The 22,336-nt window shown below is 47.2% G+C and carries 22 protein-coding genes; 4 read left to right on the forward strand and 18 right to left on the reverse strand.

Annotation, left to right across the window (positions count from 1 at the left end; genetic code table 11):
- Window positions 1-5: 5 nt before the first annotated feature.
- The 9 genes from FLT43_RS02555 to FLT43_RS02595 form a co-directional block, all read right to left on the reverse strand.
- A complete protein-coding gene (locus FLT43_RS02555) occupies window positions 6-788 on the reverse strand; it encodes an enoyl-CoA hydratase (RefSeq protein ID WP_087443483.1) in 783 nt (260 codons plus the stop codon).
- Between the two features lie 36 nt (window positions 789-824).
- Window positions 825-1,733 carry a hydroxymethylglutaryl-CoA lyase gene (locus tag FLT43_RS02560; protein ID WP_087443927.1) on the reverse strand — a complete coding sequence of 303 codons (909 nt, stop codon included), beginning with the start codon at window positions 1,731-1,733 and terminating at the stop codon, window positions 825-827.
- 22 nt (window positions 1,734-1,755) lie between these two features.
- Window positions 1,756-1,968 (reverse strand): acetyl-CoA carboxylase biotin carboxyl carrier protein subunit, encoded by a 213-nt coding sequence (locus FLT43_RS02565; protein ID WP_087443482.1) that lies wholly within the window; start codon window positions 1,966-1,968, stop codon window positions 1,756-1,758.
- Window positions 1,969-2,026: 58 nt separating this feature from the next.
- Window positions 2,027-3,373 (reverse strand): acetyl-CoA carboxylase biotin carboxylase subunit, encoded by a 1,347-nt coding sequence (locus FLT43_RS02570; protein ID WP_087443481.1) that lies wholly within the window; start codon window positions 3,371-3,373, stop codon window positions 2,027-2,029.
- 13 nt (window positions 3,374-3,386) lie between these two features.
- Window positions 3,387-4,526 (reverse strand): acyl-CoA dehydrogenase, encoded by a 1,140-nt coding sequence (locus tag FLT43_RS02575; protein ID WP_087443480.1) that lies wholly within the window; start codon window positions 4,524-4,526, stop codon window positions 3,387-3,389.
- A gap of 17 nt (window positions 4,527-4,543) precedes the next feature.
- Entirely contained in the window at window positions 4,544-5,719 is a 1,176-nt protein-coding gene (locus FLT43_RS02580) for a dihydrolipoamide acetyltransferase family protein (RefSeq protein WP_087443479.1), read from the reverse strand.
- A gap of 18 nt (window positions 5,720-5,737) precedes the next feature.
- Window positions 5,738-6,721: an alpha-ketoacid dehydrogenase subunit beta gene (locus FLT43_RS02585; RefSeq protein ID WP_087443478.1), complete on the reverse strand. Its 984-nt coding sequence runs from the start codon at window positions 6,719-6,721 to the stop codon at window positions 5,738-5,740.
- Window positions 6,722-6,733: 12 nt separating this feature from the next.
- Window positions 6,734-7,747, reverse strand: coding sequence for a thiamine pyrophosphate-dependent dehydrogenase E1 component subunit alpha (locus FLT43_RS02590; protein WP_087443477.1), 1,014 nt, complete (start codon window positions 7,745-7,747; stop codon window positions 6,734-6,736).
- 254 nt (window positions 7,748-8,001) lie between these two features.
- A complete protein-coding gene (locus tag FLT43_RS02595; RefSeq protein ID WP_087443476.1) occupies window positions 8,002-9,129 on the reverse strand; it encodes an NAD(P)/FAD-dependent oxidoreductase in 1,128 nt (375 codons plus the stop codon).
- A 134-nt stretch (window positions 9,130-9,263) separates the two neighbouring features.
- Here FLT43_RS02595 and FLT43_RS02600 point away from each other — a divergent pair, with 134 nt between their 5' ends.
- Window positions 9,264-9,908, forward strand: coding sequence for a hypothetical protein (locus FLT43_RS02600; RefSeq protein WP_087443475.1), 645 nt, complete (start codon window positions 9,264-9,266; stop codon window positions 9,906-9,908).
- A gap of 63 nt (window positions 9,909-9,971) precedes the next feature.
- Here FLT43_RS02600 and FLT43_RS02605 read toward each other — a convergent pair whose 3' ends face one another.
- The 8 genes from FLT43_RS02605 to FLT43_RS02650 all read right to left on the reverse strand — a co-directional run bounded on the left by FLT43_RS02605 (window position 9,972) and on the right by FLT43_RS02650 (window position 18,726).
- A complete protein-coding gene (locus FLT43_RS02605; RefSeq protein ID WP_087443474.1) occupies window positions 9,972-10,415 on the reverse strand; it encodes a hypothetical protein in 444 nt (147 codons plus the stop codon).
- A 122-nt stretch (window positions 10,416-10,537) separates the two neighbouring features.
- On the reverse strand, window positions 10,538-11,101 hold the full coding sequence (locus tag FLT43_RS02610) for a hypothetical protein (RefSeq protein WP_244194256.1): 564 nt from the start codon (window positions 11,099-11,101) through the stop codon (window positions 10,538-10,540).
- Window positions 11,102-14,605: 3,504 nt separating this feature from the next.
- Window positions 14,606-14,815: a hypothetical protein gene (locus FLT43_RS02625; RefSeq protein ID WP_127510931.1), complete on the reverse strand. Its 210-nt coding sequence runs from the start codon at window positions 14,813-14,815 to the stop codon at window positions 14,606-14,608.
- Between the two features lie 38 nt (window positions 14,816-14,853).
- On the reverse strand, window positions 14,854-15,078 hold the full coding sequence (locus tag FLT43_RS02630) for a hypothetical protein (RefSeq protein WP_087443469.1): 225 nt from the start codon (window positions 15,076-15,078) through the stop codon (window positions 14,854-14,856).
- Between the two features lie 73 nt (window positions 15,079-15,151).
- Window positions 15,152-16,531 carry an XRE family transcriptional regulator gene (locus tag FLT43_RS02635; protein WP_127510932.1) on the reverse strand — a complete coding sequence of 460 codons (1,380 nt, stop codon included), beginning with the start codon at window positions 16,529-16,531 and terminating at the stop codon, window positions 15,152-15,154.
- A 454-nt stretch (window positions 16,532-16,985) separates the two neighbouring features.
- The gene (locus FLT43_RS02640) at window positions 16,986-17,381 is read right to left on the reverse strand and encodes a nuclear transport factor 2 family protein (protein WP_087443468.1); all 396 of its coding nucleotides are present in this window, start codon (window positions 17,379-17,381) and stop codon (window positions 16,986-16,988) included.
- 35 nt (window positions 17,382-17,416) lie between these two features.
- Entirely contained in the window at window positions 17,417-18,019 is a 603-nt protein-coding gene (locus FLT43_RS02645; protein WP_087443467.1) for a nitroreductase family protein, read from the reverse strand.
- A 56-nt stretch (window positions 18,020-18,075) separates the two neighbouring features.
- Window positions 18,076-18,726 carry a DsbA family oxidoreductase gene (locus FLT43_RS02650; protein WP_087443466.1) on the reverse strand — a complete coding sequence of 217 codons (651 nt, stop codon included), beginning with the start codon at window positions 18,724-18,726 and terminating at the stop codon, window positions 18,076-18,078.
- A gap of 282 nt (window positions 18,727-19,008) precedes the next feature.
- Here FLT43_RS02650 and FLT43_RS02655 point away from each other — a divergent pair, with 282 nt between their 5' ends.
- From FLT43_RS02655 to FLT43_RS02665, 3 genes are all read left to right on the forward strand, one after another.
- Window positions 19,009-19,515 (forward strand): DoxX family protein, encoded by a 507-nt coding sequence (locus FLT43_RS02655; RefSeq protein WP_087443465.1) that lies wholly within the window; start codon window positions 19,009-19,011, stop codon window positions 19,513-19,515.
- A 282-nt stretch (window positions 19,516-19,797) separates the two neighbouring features.
- Entirely contained in the window at window positions 19,798-20,415 is a 618-nt protein-coding gene (locus tag FLT43_RS02660; RefSeq protein WP_087443464.1) for a winged helix-turn-helix domain-containing protein, read from the forward strand.
- Window positions 20,412-21,578 carry an MFS transporter gene (locus FLT43_RS02665; RefSeq protein WP_087443463.1) on the forward strand — a complete coding sequence of 389 codons (1,167 nt, stop codon included), beginning with the start codon at window positions 20,412-20,414 and terminating at the stop codon, window positions 21,576-21,578. The genes FLT43_RS02660 and FLT43_RS02665 overlap by 4 nt, the downstream gene beginning before the upstream one ends.
- Window positions 21,579-21,641: 63 nt before the next feature.
- Here the strand turns inward: FLT43_RS02665 and FLT43_RS02670 are convergent, their stop codons facing one another.
- Entirely contained in the window at window positions 21,642-22,253 is a 612-nt protein-coding gene (locus FLT43_RS02670; RefSeq protein ID WP_087443462.1) for a YqaA family protein, read from the reverse strand.
- Between the last annotated feature and the right edge of the window lie 83 nt (window positions 22,254-22,336).

Raw genomic sequence — 22,336 nt, forward strand, 5'->3', positions numbered from 1 at the left:
GCTTGTTAGTCGCCCTTGAATATGGGGGGACGCTTCTCTTTGAACGCCTGCAGTCCTTCCAAGCGATCCTTTGTCGGAATCGTGACGTCATAGGCATGCTGCTCAATCGCAAGCCCGGTGCTCAGATCCGCATCATATCCCTTATCGATGGCGAACTTGGCCTGCGCCACGGCAATAGGAGCATTTCGAACAATATGGCCCGCTATTTCCAGTGCTTTATCGAGAAGGGATTCAGGCGGCGTCACAACCTCTGCCAACCCCATGTCCCCTGCCTCGTTGGCATCGATTTTTCTTGCTGTGAAAATGAGTTCTTTGGCGCGCCCCTTCCCGATCAGCCTCGGCAACCGCTGCGTTCCGCCTGCCCCGGGAATAATTCCTAGCGAAGTCTCCGCAAGGGCGAATGTGGCCGTGTCGGAGGCGATCCGAAGGTCACATGCCAACGCCAATTCCATTCCCCCGCCCACAGCGGCTCCGTTCACGGCGGCAATGACCGGCTGGGGCAAGGCTTCTACATCATTGATAGTCTCGCGGATCATGGTCACCGTCCTCCGCACCCGGTTCATGTCCATTCCGGCGCGCTCTTTTAAATCGGCGCCTGCGCAAAAAGCTTTCTCTCCAGCCCCTGTGACTACGATACAGCGAACAGACCGGTCAAATTGACATGCCGCAGCCGCAGCCCGCAATTGTTCCAGCATCTGGATCGATAGCGCATTGGCAGCTTCCGGCCGGTTTAACGTCATGAGCACAATTCCATTTCCCATATTAGAGACCAATACGGCTTTTTCCATGCTCCCCCTCCTTCCCTGAACCGAATCATAAGCCGCCTATCCGTTCACGTTCGAACTGCCGACGTGCAGATTGCGGCTTGGCAGCTCTCTGCCTATCTTTTCCTGAATAAAACGGGCCGCGGAGAGCAGCTTTTCCTGATTTACCCCCGTGTGAATCCCCATCGCTTCGAGCATGTAAAGCAAATCGTCCGAAGCCACATTGCCCGAGGCCCCTGGCGCATATGGGCATCCGCCCAAGCCGCCGGCAGAGGCATCGAATGTCGTAATCCCCATATCCATGGACACCAGAATGTTTGCCAGAGCCGTCCCGCGCGTATCGTGAAAGTGGAGGGCCAATTTATTGGCATCAAAACGCTGCAAAAGAATATCCAATACCTCTTGCACTTGCTTCGGATTTGCAATGCCAATCGTATCCCCGAGAGATAACTCGCCAATCCCCATTTCGAACAACGTGTCCGACACCCGGATCACCTCGTCGATGGACACAGGACCTTCATAGGGACAACCGAAGACGGTTGACACATAACCGCGGACTGACTTTCCTGCAGCAAGCGCTTCTTGCGCCACTTCTCTTAGCATGGGTAAGGTAACGCGAATAGACTTGTTTATGTTCCTAAGATTATGGGTTTCGCTGGCAGACATAAAGACGGCTGCTTCATCCACATCGGCTTCCAGCGCTCGTTCCAGACCTTGACGATTCGGAACGAGAGCTGAATAACAGATGCCAGGCATCCGTTCAATTCCTGCCGCAACTTCGGCGGCATCGGCCAGCGCCGGGATCCACTTGGGATTCACGAACGAAGTGATTTCAATGGATTTGAGTCCGGTGCCGGACAATTGGTTGATCCAAGCGATTTTATCCTCTGTTGGCACGAAGACCTTCTCATTCTGTAATCCATCCCTCGGACCAACCTCTTTGATCGTCACACTTGCCGGCCAGTTCATCTCCCCAACCCCCAGCATACGTTTACTCGAGCTCGATCAATAGATCTCCTTCATTAACAAAGTCGCCTTCGCTCACGATTACATCTTTTACCGTCCCGCCGGAACCAACCGTAATCGCGATCTCCATTTTCATCGATTCCAACACGACCACATTTTGTCCCGCTTCGACTTGATCCCCAGGCTTGACAAGAATTTGATACACATTCCCCGCCATAACCGCCACGATTTTGCTCATCTGAATAACCTCCTGTTCTACAAATAGCCTTCCGGAAGCTCGCCGAGGCTCCGTAATGTCATGTCTTCTCTAGTACATACTTCGCAACGAAACTCGTTGTCGTATCGCCTGAACGGAATGCGGGATGCGCGATGACTTCTTGCAGCATCGGGATGTTTGTTTTGATGCCCTCCACCTGATAGTCGGCCAACGCCTGTTGAAGCCGGTCAATCGCTTCGTCGCGATCCTTCCCTTTGACTATGAGCTTAGCAATCATCGGATCATAGAAAGGAGTGACCATGGAACCGTCATGTACAGCCAACTCATGGCGGATTCCGTCTCCTTCAGGTATAGCCAACTTCGTAATCACTCCCGGAGATGGGAAGAACGTCTTCGGATCTTCCGCATAAATCCGCACTTCAATCGCATGACCGTCGCGTGTCACATCGGATTGACCAAAGTTCAAGGAATGTCCGGCCGCAATTCGCAATTGCTCTGCAACCAAGTCCAAGCCGGTAATCTCTTCTGTAATCGTATGCTCCACCTGTAGACGAGTATTCATTTCAAGGAAATAGAAATTTTTATTCCCGTCAACTAAAAACTCTATAGTTCCTGCATTCCGGTATCCGATGGATTGAGCCGCCCTTACCGCCGCTTCTCCCATTTTGCTTCTCGTGAGTTCATCCAAATAGGCAGAAGGGGCTTCCTCCACTACTTTTTGATGACGGCGTTGAATGGAGCATTCCCGCTCCCATAAGTGAACTGTATTTCCATAGGAATCGGCCAAAATCTGAATTTCGATGTGCCGGGGATTTTCCACAACCTTCTCTATATACATGGCCCCATCTCCGAAGAAATCAGAGGCGCGTTTCCGGTTCCCTTCAAATGCTTGCTTCATTTCCGATTCGTTATCAACGATCTGCATGCCGATCCCGCCGCCGCCGGCCGAAGCCTTGAGCATGACCGGATAGCCGATACGATGGGCTTCCCGTGCCGCTTCTTCCGCATCCGCTAACGGATAGGCAATGCCGGGGACGACAGGCACGCCCGCTTTTTCCATGCTGTTCCGGGATTCAATTTTACTGCCCATGCGGGAGATGACATCCGCGGATGGTCCGATGAATACGATGCCGGCCTCCTCACAGCGGCGGGCAAATTCGGCATTTTCCGAGAGAAGGCCGTATCCGGGGTGAATCGCATCTGCTTTTGAAAGACGGGCGATTTCTAAAATTTTGTCGATTTTCAAATAGCTATCTGTTACTCTGGGATTTCCGACCTCGTAGGCCTCATCCGCCATGTTGACATGAGGGGCTTCCTTATCCACTTTCGAGTATATGCTGACGGTGGCAATGCCGAGCGATTGGCAAGTACGAATCACTCGAGCCGCAATTTCGCCCCGGTTGGCGATTAGAATCTTCTTGAACATAGGTACAACCCCTTTAACAACCGATCTGGCGTGCAATCACCATTCGTTGCACTTCCGAAGTTCCTTCCCCGATCTCTAACAGCTTGGCGTCCCGGAAGAACCGCTCCACCTGGTATTCCTTCATATACCCATACCCGCCATGGATCTGAACGGCCTGATCGCACACCTTCATACCTATTTCCGAAGCAAATAATTTGGCCATCGCCGCTTCCTTCTTAAATCCTCTTCCTTGATCCTTAAGCCATGCCGCTTTATAAACCATGTTGCGTGCGAGTTCAATATTCATGGCCATGTCGGCCAGTTTAAATTGGATAGCTTGAAAGGCGGATAAGCTATGGCCAAATTGTTTTCTTACTTTGGCATATTGGAGCGATTTTTCGTAAGCGCCTTGGGCGATCCCGACCGCCATGGCCCCGATCCCGATTCTCCCTCCGTCAAGCGTCGCTAAAAATTGCTTGTATCCATTTCCTTCTTTCCCCAAGAGATTTTCTTTGGGAACGGTTACATTTTCCAACACTAACTCCGTTGTATTCGAAGCGTGAAGACCCATCTTTTCATAATTGCTAAGGACCGTAAATCCTGGCGCATCGGTAGGCACGATAAACGCACTGATTCCATCCGTCCCCTTGGAGCGATCCGTTACGGCCGTGAGCGCCAGGCTTTTGGCAAAACTTGCATTGGTAATAAAGCATTTGGAACCGGAAATGACCCACTGATCCCCATGCAGCTTCGCTGTCGTTCGGGTTCCGCCTGCATCGGAACCGGCATTCGGTTCCGTCAGCCCGAACGCCCCCAAGTATTCTCCTGTACACAAGGGAGTTAAGTATTTTTCCTTTTGCTCGTGCGTTCCGAACAAATGGATGGGCGCCCCGCCTAACGAAATATGGGCGGAATAGGTGATACCCGTGGATGCGCATACCCGGCTTAATTCTTCTACAGCGATAGCAAAGCTTATTGTATCTGCTCCCCCGCCGCCATATTGTTCGGGAAAAGGCAGACCCATGACTCCCAGCTTCGTTAATTTAGCGAATACCGCCTCCGGAAATTGCTTTGTGCGATCCCGTTCATCTGCGCCCGGGGCAACCTCGCCTTCCGCAAAATCACGCATCATCTTCTTGATCAACGCTTGTTCTTCGGTTAAATCAAAATGCATGATTATCCCCCTTTCCTTTAATCGAGTCCGGTGTCCGCGCTGTAACTCTCAATCTTGTGCTTGACTCTATTCAAGAACCGGCCGCACACCAGACCGTCCAACACCCGGTGATCCATGGAAAGACAGATGTTCACCATATCGCGAACAGCAATCATGTTATCGATGATGATCGGACGTTGTACGATGGCTTCCACACTTAAAATGGCCACTTGCGGAGGATTGATGATTGGGGCGGAAAGAACCGAGCCGAAAGAGCCTGTGTTATTAACGGTAAAAGTTCCTCCGGTTGTATCCTCTGGCGTTAACCTGCCCTCCCTCGTCTTCTTGACCAATTCATCCACTGCTTTGGCAAGGTCGAAAATGCTTTTTTGGCCGGCGTCCTTAATCACGGGAACGAATAACGCTTCATCCGTGGCCACGGCAACCGAGATATGAACTGCTTTTTTGACGATAATGCGATCATCTGCCCACTGCGAATTTAAGATGGGGAATTCCTTCAAGGCTTCTACAACCGATTTGATAAAGAATGGCAAATAAGTTAAATGGATTCCTTCTTTTTTTTGAAACTCCTCTTTGAGTTGGCCGCGATAACGTACCAGATTGGTGACATCGCATTCGACCATAAGCCAGGCGTGGGGGATTTCCTGCTTGCTTTTTCGCATTCGGTTCGCAATCGTTTTGCGGATGGCGGTAACCGGGATCGTCTCGTCGTCAACCGAACTCTTTCCTTGCAAAATCTCCAAAATGTCTTTTCTCGTGATACGTCCAGCAATGCCTGATCCTTCGATCCGGGAAAGATCCAGGTTGTTTTCTTGCGCCAGTTTTAGCACGGCCGGCGAATAGCGTTGGTTCGTAGCTGCTTGCGCTGTCAGATCATCGGTTCCCTGCGGTGCCGCATCATCGGCTTCCTGATATGGAGCGGAGGCCTTGGATTCAACCGGCGTGATCGCATTATCTTCCGCGGCAATACAGCAAATCAAAGCTCCTACCTCTACCGTTTCTCCTTCTTTAACGACAATTTCGGATACCGTGCCGCTAAAAGCAGATGGAACCTCCGCAATGACTTTATCGGTAATCACTTCGCATACGGGATCATACTTTTTGACTTTATCCCCGATGTTCACGAGCCACTTGGAGATGGTTCCTTCCGTTATACTTTCCCCTAACTGGGGCATGACGATTTTCTCAGCCATATTCTCCTCCCGATCGGATCATAATTGCGCCAATTCTTTCATCGCTTGGTATACTTTATCCGGATTGAGCATGAAGAATTTCTCCATTGGCAAGCTGTAAGGTATAGCGGGAACGTCTGGACCGCAAAGGCGTTTGATCGGAGCATCCAATTCGAAAAGGCATTCCTCTGCGAGCACAGCCGCTACTTCAGCCCCAACGCCTCCCTCTTTGTTGTCTTCATGAATAATCAGCACTTTACCGGTTTTACGAGCAGCCTCTACAATAGATTCCTTATCCAGAGGATAGAGGGTACGCAAATCGAGAATGTGAGCGCTGTAGCCTTCTTGGGAGAGTTTTTCGGCCGCTTCCAACGCAAAATGCAAGGCAAGTCCGTAAGAAATAACCGTGAGGTCTTCTCCTTGCCGCTTAATATCCGATTTCCCGATGGGAACAATGTAATCCGAGTCCGGCACTTCTCCTTTGATCAATCGATAGCATCGCTTGTGTTCAAAGAAAAGAACGGGATCTTCATCGCGAATGGCTGCTTTTAGCAGTCCTTTGGCATCATAAGGAGTGGAAGGTGTGACCACTTTTAGACCGGGTATGTTGCAAAACATGGCTTCGACGCATTGCGAATGATAGAGGGCGCCGCGAACTCCTCCTCCATAAGGAGCACGAATGACCAAGGGACAGTTCCAATCTCCGTTCGAGCGGTATCTCATTTTGGCTGCTTCATTCACAATTTGATTGACGGCCGGCATGATATACTCGGCGAACTGAATTTCTGCTACCGGCCTCATTCCATAAGCGGCTGCCCCAACCGATACACCTGCAATGGCCGCTTCGGATAGGGGCGTATCGATAACCCGTTGTTCCCCGAACTCCTCATAGAATCCCTGGGTAACCCGGAACACTCCCCCGCGTACCCCGACATCTTCTCCTAGTACAAATACCTTGGTATCCCGCTGCATTTCCTCCCGAAGAGCTTGGGTCACTGCATCAATATAAGAAATTACGGCCATTTCTCACTCCCCCTATTCTGCATACACGTGCTTAAGGGCATCTTCCGGAGCCGAATCCGGGGCAATCTCCGCATAGTCCGTGGCCTCATCGACCTCCCTGAGCATCCGGTCATGGATTTCCTTCTCTCTCGATTCATCTAATAGCCCCGCATCTTTCAGATAATTGCTGAAGGTTACTAGCGGATCCTTCTTCCTGGCTTCTTCCACTTCTTCCCGGGAACGGTAGGTTCGATCATCGTCGTCGCTGGAATGAGGGACTAAACGATAGACGACCGCCTCGATAAGCGTTGGCCCTTCTCCTCTTCTTGCCCGATCGGCCGCCTCTGTCGTGACCTTATATACTTCCAAGGGATCATTGCCATCCACACTGATGCCGGGAAACCCATAACCTTTTGCCCGATCCGCGATACTGTCACAAGCCGCCTGCTTAGAAAAGGGGACAGAAATGGCATACTTGTTATTCTCGCACAAGAAAATGACTGGAAGCTTGTGCACCCCCGCAAAGTTCGCCGCTTCGTGGAACTCCCCTTGATTGCTGCCCCCGTCCCCAAAGGCCGTTAACACGACAAGATTTTCCCCCTGCATTCTTCCAGATAAAGCGATTCCAACACCATGCGGAACTTGACTCGATACGACGCTGGAGCCCGAAAGAATATTCAGTCTTTTGCTCCCGTAATGCCCTGGCATTTGGCGTCCGCCACTGTTTGGATCTCCCGCCCTGGCAAAGGCGGACAGCATCAATTCCTTCGCCGTCATCCCGAACACGATGGCCATACCCATGTCCCGGTAATACGGACAAAGAAAATCTTTCGTTCGATCCAACGCATAAGCCGCTCCTACTTGTGCTGCTTCATGACCTTGGCAGGATACGAGAAAAGGGATCTTTCCCGCACGATTTAGAATCCACATTCGTTCATCTACTTTGCGCGCCAACACCATATGCTGATACATTTCAAGAACCTGCTGATCCGATAAACCTAGTGCTTGATGCCGGTTCTTAACTTGACCAATTTCGGCTTTATTCATATCGTATCCCTCCGACAATTGTACCGCTGCATACTGCGGCTTCCTTAATTTTACATACCCTCATTCCCATCGTGAAATATATATTGTGCATAGAAACTATGCCTAAAAAATATAGGCCGTATATCCATGCCGGCAGTCGTAAGCCTCGGATTGCTCCGAGGCTTCATATTGACAACAAACTCCCGCGATATACTGCATCCGCGGGAGTTCTGTATGGCAAGGTTCGGTTGAAGATGCTGCCGACATGCATTCATCTAGCATTCATCCATTGCTGTACGAATATCATAATCATGGATATCAATATCCAGATCCATTCCCAATGCCAGCTTTGCGAGCTGCAATCCAATAAATGGGCCCATCGTCAATCCGGACGCTCCAAGTCCGTTGGCCGCGATCAGGCCATCCCAGCCAGGAACAGCCCCTATCACCGGAAGAAAGCCGGGCGTAAAAGGACGAAAACCGACTCTTACCTCTTGAACCGTGCTGTTGGCTAAGCCCGGCGCCAATCCCAACCCTTTATTCAGGATTTCCTGGATTCCGCCTGCGGTTACCCTTGTATCGTAACCTTCGATGTCATCTTCGTGCGTCGCGCCCATCACGATCTTTTGTGCGTCAAAAGCAAGCAGATATTGATCAGACGGCGGCATCACCACAGGCCACGTCCCCGTGTCTAATCTACCCGGAACCTGCAAATGCATGATCTGCGCTTTTTGATAACTTACCTTAAAGTGAATGCCTACAGGCTGCAGCAGTTGATTGGCCCACGCCCCTGCACACACGATCACCTCGTCAGACGGGAAGCTTTCAGCTCCGACAGCTGCTCCGGTTACACGGTTCGCTTGATAGTGAAGCGCAGCATCCCCCTCGATCAGGACGGCTCCCTTTCTTTGTGCCGATCGGATCAGCGCATCGCGCAGCGCACGGCCATCGATACGGGCTGCCCCGCTAATATGTACTGAATGATACCCTTCCGCCAACAGAGGAAACATCTCCTGGGTTGCTTGTTCATTCAGCCGGGTAATGTCACCGATTTCCGGCGCACCCGCCTTTCGCAACTGTGCCCGCTCCTCAATCTTGCTGATTTTCTCCATATCGTCATGAATACAAAGTGCGCCAACTTGAGCATAGCCGGTTTCTGTCTCGCCCTCGCTGGTCAGTTCTTGAATCAATTCGGGGTAAAAACGTGCGCCCGCTGTAGCCAGCCGGTACCAAGCCTGATTGCGCCGCTGCGAGAGCCAGGGGCAGATAATGCCGGCCGCGGCATCCGTGGCCTGCCCTGTATCTTTGCGGTCTATGATAAGGACATCCGCACCCATTTTGGCCAACTGATAAGCTGTCGCTGCCCCAAGAATCCCTGCCCCGATTACGATGACTTTCTTCATAGTTACATTCCTTTCCTCAATCACTGTCTCCATTATAGCGAATCCTGCCTGCGTTCCTCTACTCCGAACGATGGACGGTATAAATCTCCCCATAATATGTAAACTAACAGCAAATCGAACAAGGAGCTGCACACATGAATACGAAGATTACATCGTTAATGTTGTTCGTCATGATTACATTTGCTGCTGTAACGCCTCCCTCTCTGTCCTATGCGCTTGCTCCAACTTGTACACAACAATTAGAAAACCTTGAACCGCCATCTCCCGTTACATTGCCTAATCCGCCCTTTCATCAGTCACCGGTACCCGGAAATTTACTGCCAATCTCTGATGTAATGAAGACAGGAACACCACTGGCCTATGACGTGATCGCAGATCTTCCCCAATGGACAAGACCGTCCTATTTGCCTTATTGGCATAGCACCTATGAACGCTGGTCGTATGTCCCCAATCGAATACACTTCGCCAAGCATCGGTTATTTACGTCCCCCACGAACGCTTCCGTTCTGTATGACTTCACTCATAATGTGGGCATAGTGAAAGAAATGGAGAACGCATATCACAGCTTAACTGCATTACAACTGGATAAAATCCTTGTCGTGATTATGAATACCGATGTGAAGAATATGAGATATCGCAACCAGCAGGTCGTCATTGAAGGGAAACCTGTGCATTCCGGCCTGAAAATCGTTACGATCGATAACCCGGCACCTGGGAAACCAATTTATTTTCAGCTGTCTACATCAGCCGGTGACGAGATTGACTACAGTATTTTTTAACGACAAACGCCGCTAGGCTTCCATACTTGGAAGTCAGCGGCGTTTGTAAGCATCTGAACTGCCTTAGTCAATTACAGTATAGCTAAATTTCTTCTTGCCGAATTGAATGGCAGCCTGATAATTGGCTGTAGAATACTTCCCGAAATACACATCCACCCATCTGTAGCTAAGCCCCTGAGTATTGTTCAGATCGCCTGTATCCTCCACAATAAACGTGTTCAAGGAGGAGCCGTCGGGAGTCACAATCCGGTTATTCCCGGTTAACACCAACATGGTCCCGAAGGGATAAATGGGTTTGTTCCAGTTGCTGCTCCCCCAGGAGTACGGATGCACGGCGACCCCTCCAATATAGGCAGAAGCGCCGCTGGCGAACACGGGCTTACTCACTCCGGACGGACCCAGATAAGCTGTGAAATCTTGATTCGTGTAAGTCGTAGCAGCAGAGGCTGAAGTTGGTGCTAAGGTTACAAGAGCAACGAGAAGAATGGCCATAAGACTTTTTTTCATTGGCTTACCTCCAAATAAAAATGAATATTGCACCCTGGTTCGATAACCTGTTCCTCTAGAGAGACAAATTCCTGTCGCTTCATTCGCCTTTTATGTAGACACCACCACCCTACAAGAAAATGTTAATTCATCGTTACGCTTGATGAAGATTCAAATACTATCTTTTGTTGATGTAACGCCTGATCCAAGCCAATCACCGTAATGGTTGATTTGCCGTCCAACACTTGCAAGACAAAGTGATACCCGTTAGCCCAATCCTTACCCGGCAGCAGATCATGCTCTGTCTTGCTCCTGGACAATAATTCGGGGCTATCGAACACAACCTCTTCCCTATTGATGACATGAGTTTCTACAAATGGTCCGACACCTGGATACAGTCCTTCAATAGCGCCCTTGCGAATCGCAATAACCGCCCGCTTGTTATCCGGAGTTCCTACTTGCAAATTCCATCGTTCTCTTTTACCCTGATGTCCGCTACTTGGGCCCGATTCATCGTCTACGCTGGTCAAATAAAATGGCACAGCGGACGAATCCCATTCCCATGCTGTCGCCATGCCAAGCTCAAGGGCCTCTTGTAAGGTTATCTCTTCCGAGCTAGAAGACGTGGGGCTGCTAGCTTGCAAGTATACCGTGGTGATAACTGCTGCGATGAAAAGAATGATCGGAACCATGATTTTTTTACTCAAGATCATCACCAACCTTATGATCTAGTAAATTTTACTAGTACTAGATTCAATTTACCATTTCTGTTCGCTAGATTCAATAGCTAAAAATGTTAGATTTCGTCGGATTTGATTTTTCTATATAGTGATCCTGGGCAATGGAATATCTAATAGACAAGGAAAATGGAAAGACGGGTTGGCTTGTGGCCGCATTCTTGGGATGGGGTAGTGCCCCGAAAGTGTTCCTTTTTTATGTTTGCCGAACCTAAGTCGTTGTATTAATGGTTTTTCGCCTATTTGGCTCCCGCGTAAAGAAGCAACCTGTCTACGCCACGCCCCAACATTAGGTTTAATTATGATTGCTCGATAGGCTCCGCAAGTTATAATAAAATACGCTCGCTGCCGCACTCCCTACGGAATAAGGAATAAGATTACGGACACAGTAAAGCAAATTGCAAAATTGATAAAGTTGCCCATGTCTTTAATTTCAATCATTCTTATGAAGAAAATGAGTGACACTAAAAGAAAAAACCAAGAAAACTGGAAACCATCAGGACTTGCAAATGAAATTACTATAAAAACAACCACGCCCACAGTTATGATTAATTCCAAGGTGAGATAAGATTTTTTTCGGTTTTTGTACGGGTTAAAAAACACGACACATCCCTCCTTCTTGAACATCTCTTAAAGGAACACTCAAAAGGTGCCAAGGACACCGGAGTATGGAGCAACTCTTCGCGGAGCGAAGAAAGAGAATCGGTTCGTTCCCCAACCTCCATAAGGCGGATTGTCTCCTTTTGCACGTCGTCTAGTGCTTCAGTGCACCAGGATACATTTTTACATCTCAGTCTGGAAATCAGCCCGGGTTTTTTGGTAGTTCACTTGTCATATTATCAACAAAGGTTTTTCGTATGCTTTGCCGGTATAAAAATAAATTGAACGCATGGACAGCCAATTTGTAGTACAAAGTGATTCTATCTTCGATGCTTAAGAAGTTCGTGTATTGTACAATATGCTTACCGCTTTCATAAATGTTCCGAAGCCGGGTGAAATCGTCCCGTTCACTTAGGTAGACCTGGCATAACCCTTTCGCTAAGAACGGCATAATGCCATGGTCGTGAGAATAGTCTACGTTCCGTTAGTCACAGACCCCTCAGGGGTCGAGGATTGCGAGTGTTTTAAAAATTTTCAGAAGGATAAATATAATATTTTTAATCAAATAAATATCCTAAAATAATCCAAACTATCAAAAGTAAAATGATAATTGAAATGATTTGTCGTAATTTCATTTGGATTCTCCTTTTCTACGTTTTCTATAACACCTGTTGATTATCAATATGTTTTCAATAATAAGCGAACCTTCTCTATTAATCTTTCAGAGAAGGTTCGATTATTATATTAATTAATTTAGTAAGTACTGAAGGAATCTCCATCGACTAATCCACCTGCAAAAACAACCACGCCCACAGTTACGATTAATTCCAAGGTGAGATAAGTTTTTTTTCGGTTTTTGTACGGGTTCATAAACACGACACATCCCTCCTTCTTGAACATCTCATCCCTAAAGTACGAGATTTCCTTCCTATGATTGTAGGAGAACTCGTGGATGCTTTACTGCCAATTATACCCTAAGCGGGCATCACTGAAAATGAAAAAGTCGAAATCACTTCCGTCAACAGAAGTGAATTGCGACACAAATATATTAGCCAAATACAATAAACGCAGGAGCGTTTGTTTTATAATTTAGACTTCCATCCATCAATCCACGCAGGCTCGGTAGTAGAAATAATTTTATTGTAACTAGGGCCATCGTAAAACATTAAGACTGGTTTTTCGCCTTTACTATTTTGATGCAATCAATAAAGGCCCGCAAGCTGATAGAGATGATTGGTTCCCGTGTAAAGAAGCAACCTGTCTACGCCACGCCCCACCAGGGTTTAATTATGATGCTCGATAGGCACCGCAAGTTATAATAAAGTACGGCTCGCTGCGATACCTCCTACGGTATAAGGACGCTTCATTCTAAGGATATTCACATCAAATCCGTTAGCCTCAAAGGTTTATCTAAGCATTTTCCCCTCTAAATAGGTTATCGATTTGTCACTTACCTTGAGTACATGCTTGTTCTTCGAGAGACAATCTCATTCTTTCTCGTTAAATCGTTTCTTACTCATATGAACTCCCCTTACTGCTTATCCCAGTATACAAAAAGGTACCCACAGCCTAAACACTTTTTTCAAAGTGCAGTCTATGGGTACCAGTTTACTGTTTAGCGTTTCTTTTTTGTTCGTGAAATAACTATAATCATGGCAAGAATAATCAGTGGATATACAGTCAAACTGTGTCGGACTTGAACTCCATATAGCAGGGACTGCATAATACCACCAATTGCTAAAGCTATTACAAGGTAGGCCAATTTGATTGCAGTGTGAGTTTTTTTAAAAAAGAATTTTGAAAGGAATAGGACGATAAACGTTATAGCAGTGATGGCAGTCAATATAATCAGATAGGGTATTAACATTTATTCGCCCCCACTTCGTTTATGAATTTGAAGTCACATTAACCCATGGCACAGGGAGCCAGTGAAAATTAAACGTAATTCCCTTGCCATCGTTTTTGTAGGACAAAACCATAAAGCACCGACCTGTAACCGCCGACCAAAATGATACGATGTGTCCTCCAGAAAGCAGTAATTACAAAGCAATTTAAAAGGAACACTTTTTTGGTTCCTTTTTGGTGTTCCTTTTTTATGTCTGTAAAACGCATGCTAGATAGTATTAAGACTAACATACCGGATTACATCACTTCTTACTCCACAAAAATGTTTTTAGTGCAACTAAGAACAAGACAACCGTCAGAGCAATCGAATAGTATAAGTTTCCGGGGTCATATGAGATTGTATAATTCCACGACATGATGACCAGAAGTACAAACAATACCATTACAGTTTGATCTGATTTAAAAATGTTCTTTTTGAAAACGAAGCTACCTACAAGAGCGGCTATTATAAAAACAGCAAATACAAGTAGTAAGATATTGTGCATAGCCCCTCCTTTCTGTTGGATCAACTATTTGAGGTTATAACAAAATATGTCCAAGGGAGCCAATGAAAATTAAACGTAATTCCCTTGCCCTTGTTTTTGTAGGACAGTTCATTCGAAGACCATGCTGCAATGATCATAATAATAAAAGGAGCACCCGTAGTAAGTACTCCTTTTATTCATTCATTTATTCTTCTTCCTGTAAATCAATTGTTTTCTGACAAGTCCAGCAAAAATACCCGTAAAGAGTATAGACTGATACAAATTTCTTCCGTCCTTGAAAATCGTATAGTAATACGTTATTCCTAACAAAACTGCCAAAAGCCCCAAAAAAACATAATTCCTTATCAATATGTTCTTTCTAAAGATGAAGTGAATTCCTAAAACGACTACTAATGTGTATAGAGTAAGAAAAGAAATGGTAATTAAGAACGCTTCAATTTGACTGCTCTCCATGACTCTCCTTCACTCCTCTGCGTTAAATCGCTTACTGGTTTGTTGTAACTTCGTAATAAATAACTGGCAACCAATGGACGTTAAGCGTTACGCCATTCCCGCGATTGTGGTAATCAAAATCATTAGCAATTGAGTTTCCTGCCCACGCCCAAAAATAACCTGGTACAGCTGCAAGCCATCCTCCCGGAATAAATTGAGCAATGGCTGCAAGCAAACCGGCTGTATTACCTGATTGTCTCATTGCAAGGGCATGCACTTTTGTTTCTGCATCGTCGAAAGTTATAGCGCCCCCCACCAATAAGTGTTGCTGAATGCGTTTGTGGTAAATTCATTAGCATTACCTCTTTTTTGCCCTTTTTCCATAATTATAAAGCCTTCATGTATTGCATTATTCAGTTTATCCACTCCAGCTTTAAAATGTTCGTAAATTTTAGGCTCAACAACATTCTTTGCCGTAGGATCAATAACGAACTTGTCTTCTATTATGCTGATGTAACTATTCATGGTTGGGACTGCATTTAACACTTCTTTTGAAAATTCATCTTTCCCTATTTCAATTGTGTCCCTTTGACTTAGCTCACCTTGTGCTATTATAGGACAATCTGTGTCTACTACTCACTTTAACTTCGTACTTTTGCAGTTCAAGTATGTAAATATCTAACTGTTGGCTAATCTGAACGACTTCGTCATCGGTAAGTTTGCCTTTTTGATTAGCAATGTGGATTAATTTTTGTTTAAGTTCCTTGACTTTGGCTAACAGTGTAGCATGTAAATTATCTATTTTTGTTATGCATTCTTTTTCATTGTCAATATCATTAACCTTAGAGAAGTACCATGCACTTTTTTGTAGATCTGATACTCCTTTTTGGATGTCGCAAACTGTAATAAAATATTCGGCTCTATGATAATAATATTCAGCCAGTTGTGAAATCAGGTTGGGATTGTTATGGTTGATCTGTTGGGGGTCGATAGGGTAAGAAAGAGTTTTTTCAGCTTCAAACAGTCGGCGTTCTTGCAGATAGATATCCATTAATTGATTCAAAGCTGACAGAGCTATACTCTGATCGCATGTTTCCAAAATTGAGGTAAGCTGGAGTTCTGCTATATCTGTCTTTCCCCTTTTTGCATTAAGCAATGCGTTCGTTAGTAGAACATTTTCTTTGATGTAAGGGCCATCATATTGCGAGTAGAGATGATTGTAATATTCACTTTTTTCGTAATGCCCAATACGAAAGTATGCCTCCCTTAATATACCAAGAGCGTGAGCGTAGTACTTATTGTCAGGCTTAGCTTCCTGAATCAATTGAAGGGCAAGCTCGATGCTCTTCGGATACAGAAATAAATTATAAGCGTGAATACCCAGCTTGTAGTAGAACGTAATGCGGTCTTCCGCACTCAAAAAATCTGCATACATTATGATATGCTTGTAACTATCGTATGTATCCCGCATCCGAGTAAAGTCGTCTCGCTCGATAAGATACACCTGGAATAACCCTCTAGCCAAAAAAGGCATGATTCCATGGTCGCGAGAATAGTCAACAATGACTTGGTACAGGGCTAATTTAATCTCCTTATTTTCCACGTGGCCCGCGAAGTCATAAAGCCTTTCCACTAAGGCGTGACTATCGTCACTGGGGGATTCTAAAAATTTTCTCCCTACTTTGGTCACCAACTCGGCAGTACCGGAATGCTGAATCACGTCCTGCAACACGAAGAGGAGGGTGTCTGCTCTCTTTTCCACAGTGATGTGCAGTTCGACCAAAGTCTCTAACGGTATCTGCAATGTGTCTGCAAGCGGACGGATGGTCTTATATTCCGGCCTTTTAACGTCCCCGATTTCGATTTTTGATATCGTACCTTTATGTATGCCTGTCAATTGAGCTAATTGAGATAAAGTCATGTCCCTATTGTGTCTGTAGCTTTGTATTAATTCCCCAATGGACAATACTTGTGCCACCCTATACGCACCTTCTCCCATTTTTCAATAATTTACCACCTAGATTTTACCACGTCCTTTGCAAGATGTACACATTCCATAACAAAACAACCATTTTACGTAAAATGGTCAACCAGCCATTTCCAACTTATCAATAACTTCCACAAGAACCTGCCCGCCGCGCCCCGAGACCTTTCTCTCGCACAACCCTAAGGCCACGAGACATTCCACATTATATAGTATCTCTAACGCATCAAAGTTCGCGAAAAATTCCCGTAGATGTCATGGCACCCTGCGCTGATTAAAAGATTGCAAATAAACCCGCGACACTGGGGAGGAGTACAAATTTAGAGCCTGAACAAAGAAAAAAGAATAAATACCTCTCGCCAAAAGGCTGGTAAACAGTTTGCATCGCAGTTTCTTGCGAATGCACAGCATGCCGCTCAATAAATGAGCGGCATGCTGCACACAAGAGTTATTCCGATGTCATCGCTTGAACGACGATGTGGCTGTCTACGTATTGCTTGAACCTCACGATCTTCCCGCTCTCCAGCTCCCATATATGGACGAAGTCAGCGCGGATGGATGTCCCCGTAGCCTTATAGACGCCGGTATAGATGCCTTCCGCAATGACGATTTCCTTGTCCTTCACCTCATGATACGTATGCACGGTGGCCGTAAAGCCATCCCATTCCGTACCGAGGCGTTCGAATACATTCGCCTTGATGCTGTCCACGCCATAGTAAGTGCCCCCATAGGGATACCCTGCGGCCTCGGTCCACTCCGTACGGTCGCTCAGAGCGGCCAGCAAATGCTCGGGCCCGTTATAGGTAACGCGAATAATATCAAGATTGTTCGGTTGATTAGACATATTCAATACTCCATGAATTCGGTATATTCTTGCCCTTATTGATGGAACTTCACGACATCTTCGAACGGCAGGAAGCTGCGCTCGCCCGGCTGTTCGTCCGGCTCGCCGAATGGCATTTGCGCGATCAAGCTCCATTCTTGCGGAATCCCCCAAGCGCGCTTCACTTCTTCATCGATAATCGGGTTGTAATGCTGCAGGGAGGCACCGATACCGTCGGCCTCCAACGACATCCATACCGCATATTGCAGCATGGCGCTGCCTTGATGGGACCAGAATGGGAATTGCTCCTTGTAGCTAGGCGCATTTTCCTGCATGCGCTGAATCGTAGCTTGATCCTCGAAGAACAAGATTGTTCCTGCACCATCGCGGAAGCCCTGCAGTCTTTGCGCCGTTGCTTCAAAATTCTCGGCCGGAACGCGGGGACGAAGCGTCTCCTTGACGATATCCCACAATTTCTCATGCTCGCCGTCCATCAGGACGGCCATGCGCCCGCTTTGCATATTGAACGAGGACGGAGCATGCAGCGATGTCTTCAAAATGTCAGCGATGCGCTCCGAAGTGATCGCGGCATTTTTCTTCACTTTGCGGATAGAACGGCGGTTGATAATAGCATCTTGTAACGTTGCAGCTGTTGTCATTGTGAATTCCTCCAATAGAATAGGTGTAAGTTTAATGCAGGCAAAAATTGATATGATTAACAATGTTCATCTAGATTGCATTGCAACCCCTCGCTGAATTGTGCCGGCTGCTTCGCTGCTTCCCGCTCAATGGCTTGAGCCAATCGCTCCTTGCTGGCGAGCCCTTGAATGACTTGGTCGCCGATAATGAAGGTCGGCACGGCCGAAATTCGGGCTTCCTCATAGGCATGCTTGATCGCTTCCTGGTGAGCTTCACGGTATTGGCGGGAGACGAGAGCCTCGCGGAATGCGTCGGTGTCCAACTCCACTTCCCCTGCCAGCTTCGTCAGCACATCGATATCTTCAATGTTTTGCTCCTCCCGGAAAAAGGCCGCGAACACGCGATTCATATAGGCGTTGCCTTTCCCCTGGTCTTTCGCAAATTGGTATCCTTCAAATGCCACGTAAGTATACGGATGCGGAGACACGCGAGGCAAGCGCATTTCAAGCCCAAGCTTCTCTGCGGTCGGCAAAATAAAGGCATCCCATGAGCCCAGCTTATCCGGCTCGTTCCAAGGATCGATCTTGGGATAAGGCGCCGGGCGCAGCTCGAATGGCATCCACTCTACCTCGACATCCTTCTCTTTCACGATTTCATCCAACGGGCCTTTTCCCAGATAACAAAATGGACATATAAAATCGGAATAAGCTTTGATTTTCACCGTCATTATCGTTCCTCACCTTCTGAGCATTCCATGGTGTAATGCAGATAGTTACAACGTACTGAAAAAGATTCTCCGTCATTCACGGCTTGATGTAACTATTATAGTTACAACGTGATGAAAAGTCAACCTCTGTGAATCATGTTCAGCAACGATGAATAAAAAATACATTTGGACGTATTTTTTTGCAAAAATAGCCTTCTTTAATCTTGAAATTTTGACACTTGCGCTTTAAAGTGTTTATGTAGCCTTATTATGGCATATTCCCACAAATTGAAGGAGGAATTATTGATGATCGACTTTTTAAGGAGGAACGTGTGGGCTTCCGTGCTGCTTTTGGTAATCCGCATATATGTGGGCTACACCTGGATATCGGCCGGCATTCACAAACTATTCGCCGGAGGCTTTGATGCGAGCGGATTTTTGAAGAGCGCCGTGGCCAAAGCCGGCGGAGAAAGCCCCGTCGTCCAAGGCTGGTGGGCGTCGTTCCTGGAGCATGTTGCGCTCCCCCATGCCAATATGTTCAGCCTCATGGTGCAATGGGGAGAGCTTCTCGTTGGCATCGGACTCATCCTGGGCGTTCTGACGCGAACCTCAGCATTCTTCGGTATCATGATGAATACGGCGTTTTTGCTAAGCGGTTCCATCAGTATCAACCCGGTCATGATGCTCCTAACCATGTTCATCCTGGTCGCCTATACGAACGCCGGCCGCTTCGGTCTTGATCGCTACTTGCTCAGCAAGCTCAAGCCGGCTCGAAGCCAATCACCTCATAGCGCCGCACCATCGGCATAACCCGGCCACGAATGTCCGTAACAGGCAATCGATCCACCTCAGACCTTTTTTCGGCGCATAAATTAAAGCGTATATACTCCTGTCAAACATAAGCCCATCATACCATACGCGGTTCACACTCATCCAGTCTTAACCGAACGACCCGTGAAGGAGCACTTTGATTCACCAAAGTGAGCTTCTTCACGGGTATTTTTATGAATGAAAGAAGCTTGCTTCCCATGTAGTTGTATGTTATTTTTGAATGGTCAAATAAATTTGAACGTTCAAGGAGGAGTGAATGCAATGCCCCAACAGGACCTGTTTATCATTGATTCGCTGGATAAGCTGAAGATCATTAGCGATCCGCTGCGCACCAAGATATTAATGAATCTGATCAAAAAAGAATACACCGGGCAGCAGCTGGCGGAGCTGCTTCAAATCCCAAAAACGAAAATTTATTTTCATCTCAAAGAATTGGAGAAGCATGGGATTATCGAAATCGTGAAAGAAGAAGAGAAAAACGGGATTATGCAGAAATTTTATCGTTCGATCGCCCGACGATTTATTCCAAGCGACGACCTGCTTCCGAGTCACGAGTTGATTGAGACGTCCCGTCAAGTGTTTTTGGAGACGGTGCTGACGACCCGCAATGAGATTGAGCAAGCGCCGCCCGAGACATTTCAATTGACTGCAAGCAATCAGGATGTCCGGAAAAATATCGCATCCACCTATCATTTCCATGCGACGGAAGCGCAATTCACCAGCTTTATTCAGGAATTTAAAGCACTGTATAAGAAGCATTTCAAGGAAAGTGAACAGATGCCAGAATCGGATGCGAAGCCGTACATGATGACGCTCCTTGCGTTTCAACGGCAAGACAGCAGTCCATCTGTGTTCGGAAAGGAAGAGGAAGATTCATGACATCCAGCAGAAACATGTGGCTCCTTCTCAGCGGCGTGTTCGTATCCGAATCAGCCGCTTGGATTGGCACCATCGGCAGCCTGCAGTTTTTAAGCGAAACGTTGGATTCGCGCTTTTACCAATCCGCAATCTTGGTGTCGGGAGCCATATTCGGGATCTTTCTGTCCCCCTACGCGGGCAAAATCATTGATAGCTTTCATCCCAAGCGAATCTTGCTGTTCAGCGGGATCATCCGAATGCTCGCCATCGCGTTTATGATGTGGGCCATTTGGAGCTCCAGCGTCTGGTTTATGGTTGCCTTTCAAATGATCATCGTCATCGCGTCAACGTTTTATTTTCCGACAATCAATGCCGTAATCCCCGCTCTCGTGCCGGAACGGCAGCTCATGCGAGCCAATATGCTCAATTTCAACTTGGCTACCGTGGCCAGAATACTCGGTACCGCTCTGGGTGGAGTTCTGATTACGTTCATTACGCTGGAGGATATCTTTATCCTGTCCGGCCTAATCTATCTATTATTAATTGCATTAACTTTGATGCTGCGCATGGAGCATGCTCCCCATCCGCTAACGAATAAAGACCGCCCAAAGCCTGCGTTCTCCGAGCTGTTTCAACTCATGCGGGCAGAGCCTGCTGTACCGAACTTATTAATTCTTACGTGCATTCCCTTTTTGTTCATCGGCGGCCTGAACTTGTTCACGATAGAGATCAGCGAACAGCATCAGATGGATAGCTTAAAAGGCATTATCTATGCGGTGGAAGGCGCTTCGATTCTCGTAGCGGGGTTATTTATGAAGAGGCTTACCGCAAAATGGGGAAAAAGCACTGTATTATTCGCCGGGGCCTTTGCGGTCATTGTCAGTATGCTTGCCCTGATTCCTGCGAATATGCCGCTTCAGCTGGCCGCGTTTTCGCTGTTTGGACTAGCCTCCGGGTTATTCATACCGCTGTCCAACATGGAAGCCCAGGTCCTGATCTCAAAAGAAGCGTTAGGCCGATTCTTCTCCTTCAAGCGCATGATCGAGACGACGACAATCCAAGTATCGCTCATCTTCACGGGGATGACATTGGATCTGCTGTCTCTGCCCGCTTTGATGGTCATCTATGCGGCCCTGAGCATGGCAGCCGTTCTGATCGCGCGCCGCCGCTTCCGGGCGGCCTAAGCCCTCCCCACACAGCACAAAAAACAAGCCGGCTTCCGATAGACATTCGGTGCCGGCTCTGTTTCATCCGATATTATTGCTCGATTGTTCGATATTTTGCGCTGTAGCCGCTTCCTTTCTTTTGAGATACCTTTTGCGAAGCAGCAAGAATACGACAATGATCGGGATGGCGATAAGGCAAATATAAAGGGAGACCTTGTGAACCATCCCTTCTGCCGAGCGGCCATAGAGGTAGAACAAGATGCCGATGGCATAGAACTTGACCGCTCTTCCCAGCGCAGCATAAGCGATAAGGCGCCATAAAGGGAACTTCAGGCAGCCGGACAAAATGGTGAACACTTTAAAAGGAATCGGCGTGAATGAACCGATGAGGATGGCCGCCTCTCCCCTCTTCTTGAACATCTCGGTGGCGGAATCGACCCATTCCTTTTTGAGAAATTTGTACATAATGGAATGGCCGAGCCCCTTGCCAATCAAATAGCCTAACGGCGTGCCGAGCAGACAGGCGATATAGCCGATCGTCGCCAGCCACAGTGCATTAGACGGATCGAGCAAGCTGAGCGACACCTGCAGGAAAAATGCGGGTATCGGAAAAATAACCGCATCGGCGAACGCGTGGATGAACAATCCCCAGGCCCCATAATCCATAAAGAAATCAATGATTTGCTGAAACATACTTTGCTCCTATCCGGAAACCCACTTATTTACGCTTGCATCCTTCCCCGCCCTTTCCTTCCTCTCTAAGCTCTATTCAGAAT

This window comes from Paenibacillus thiaminolyticus, from assembly GCF_007066085.1.
GTDB classification, from domain to species: domain Bacteria; phylum Bacillota; class Bacilli; order Paenibacillales; family Paenibacillaceae; genus Paenibacillus_B; species Paenibacillus_B thiaminolyticus.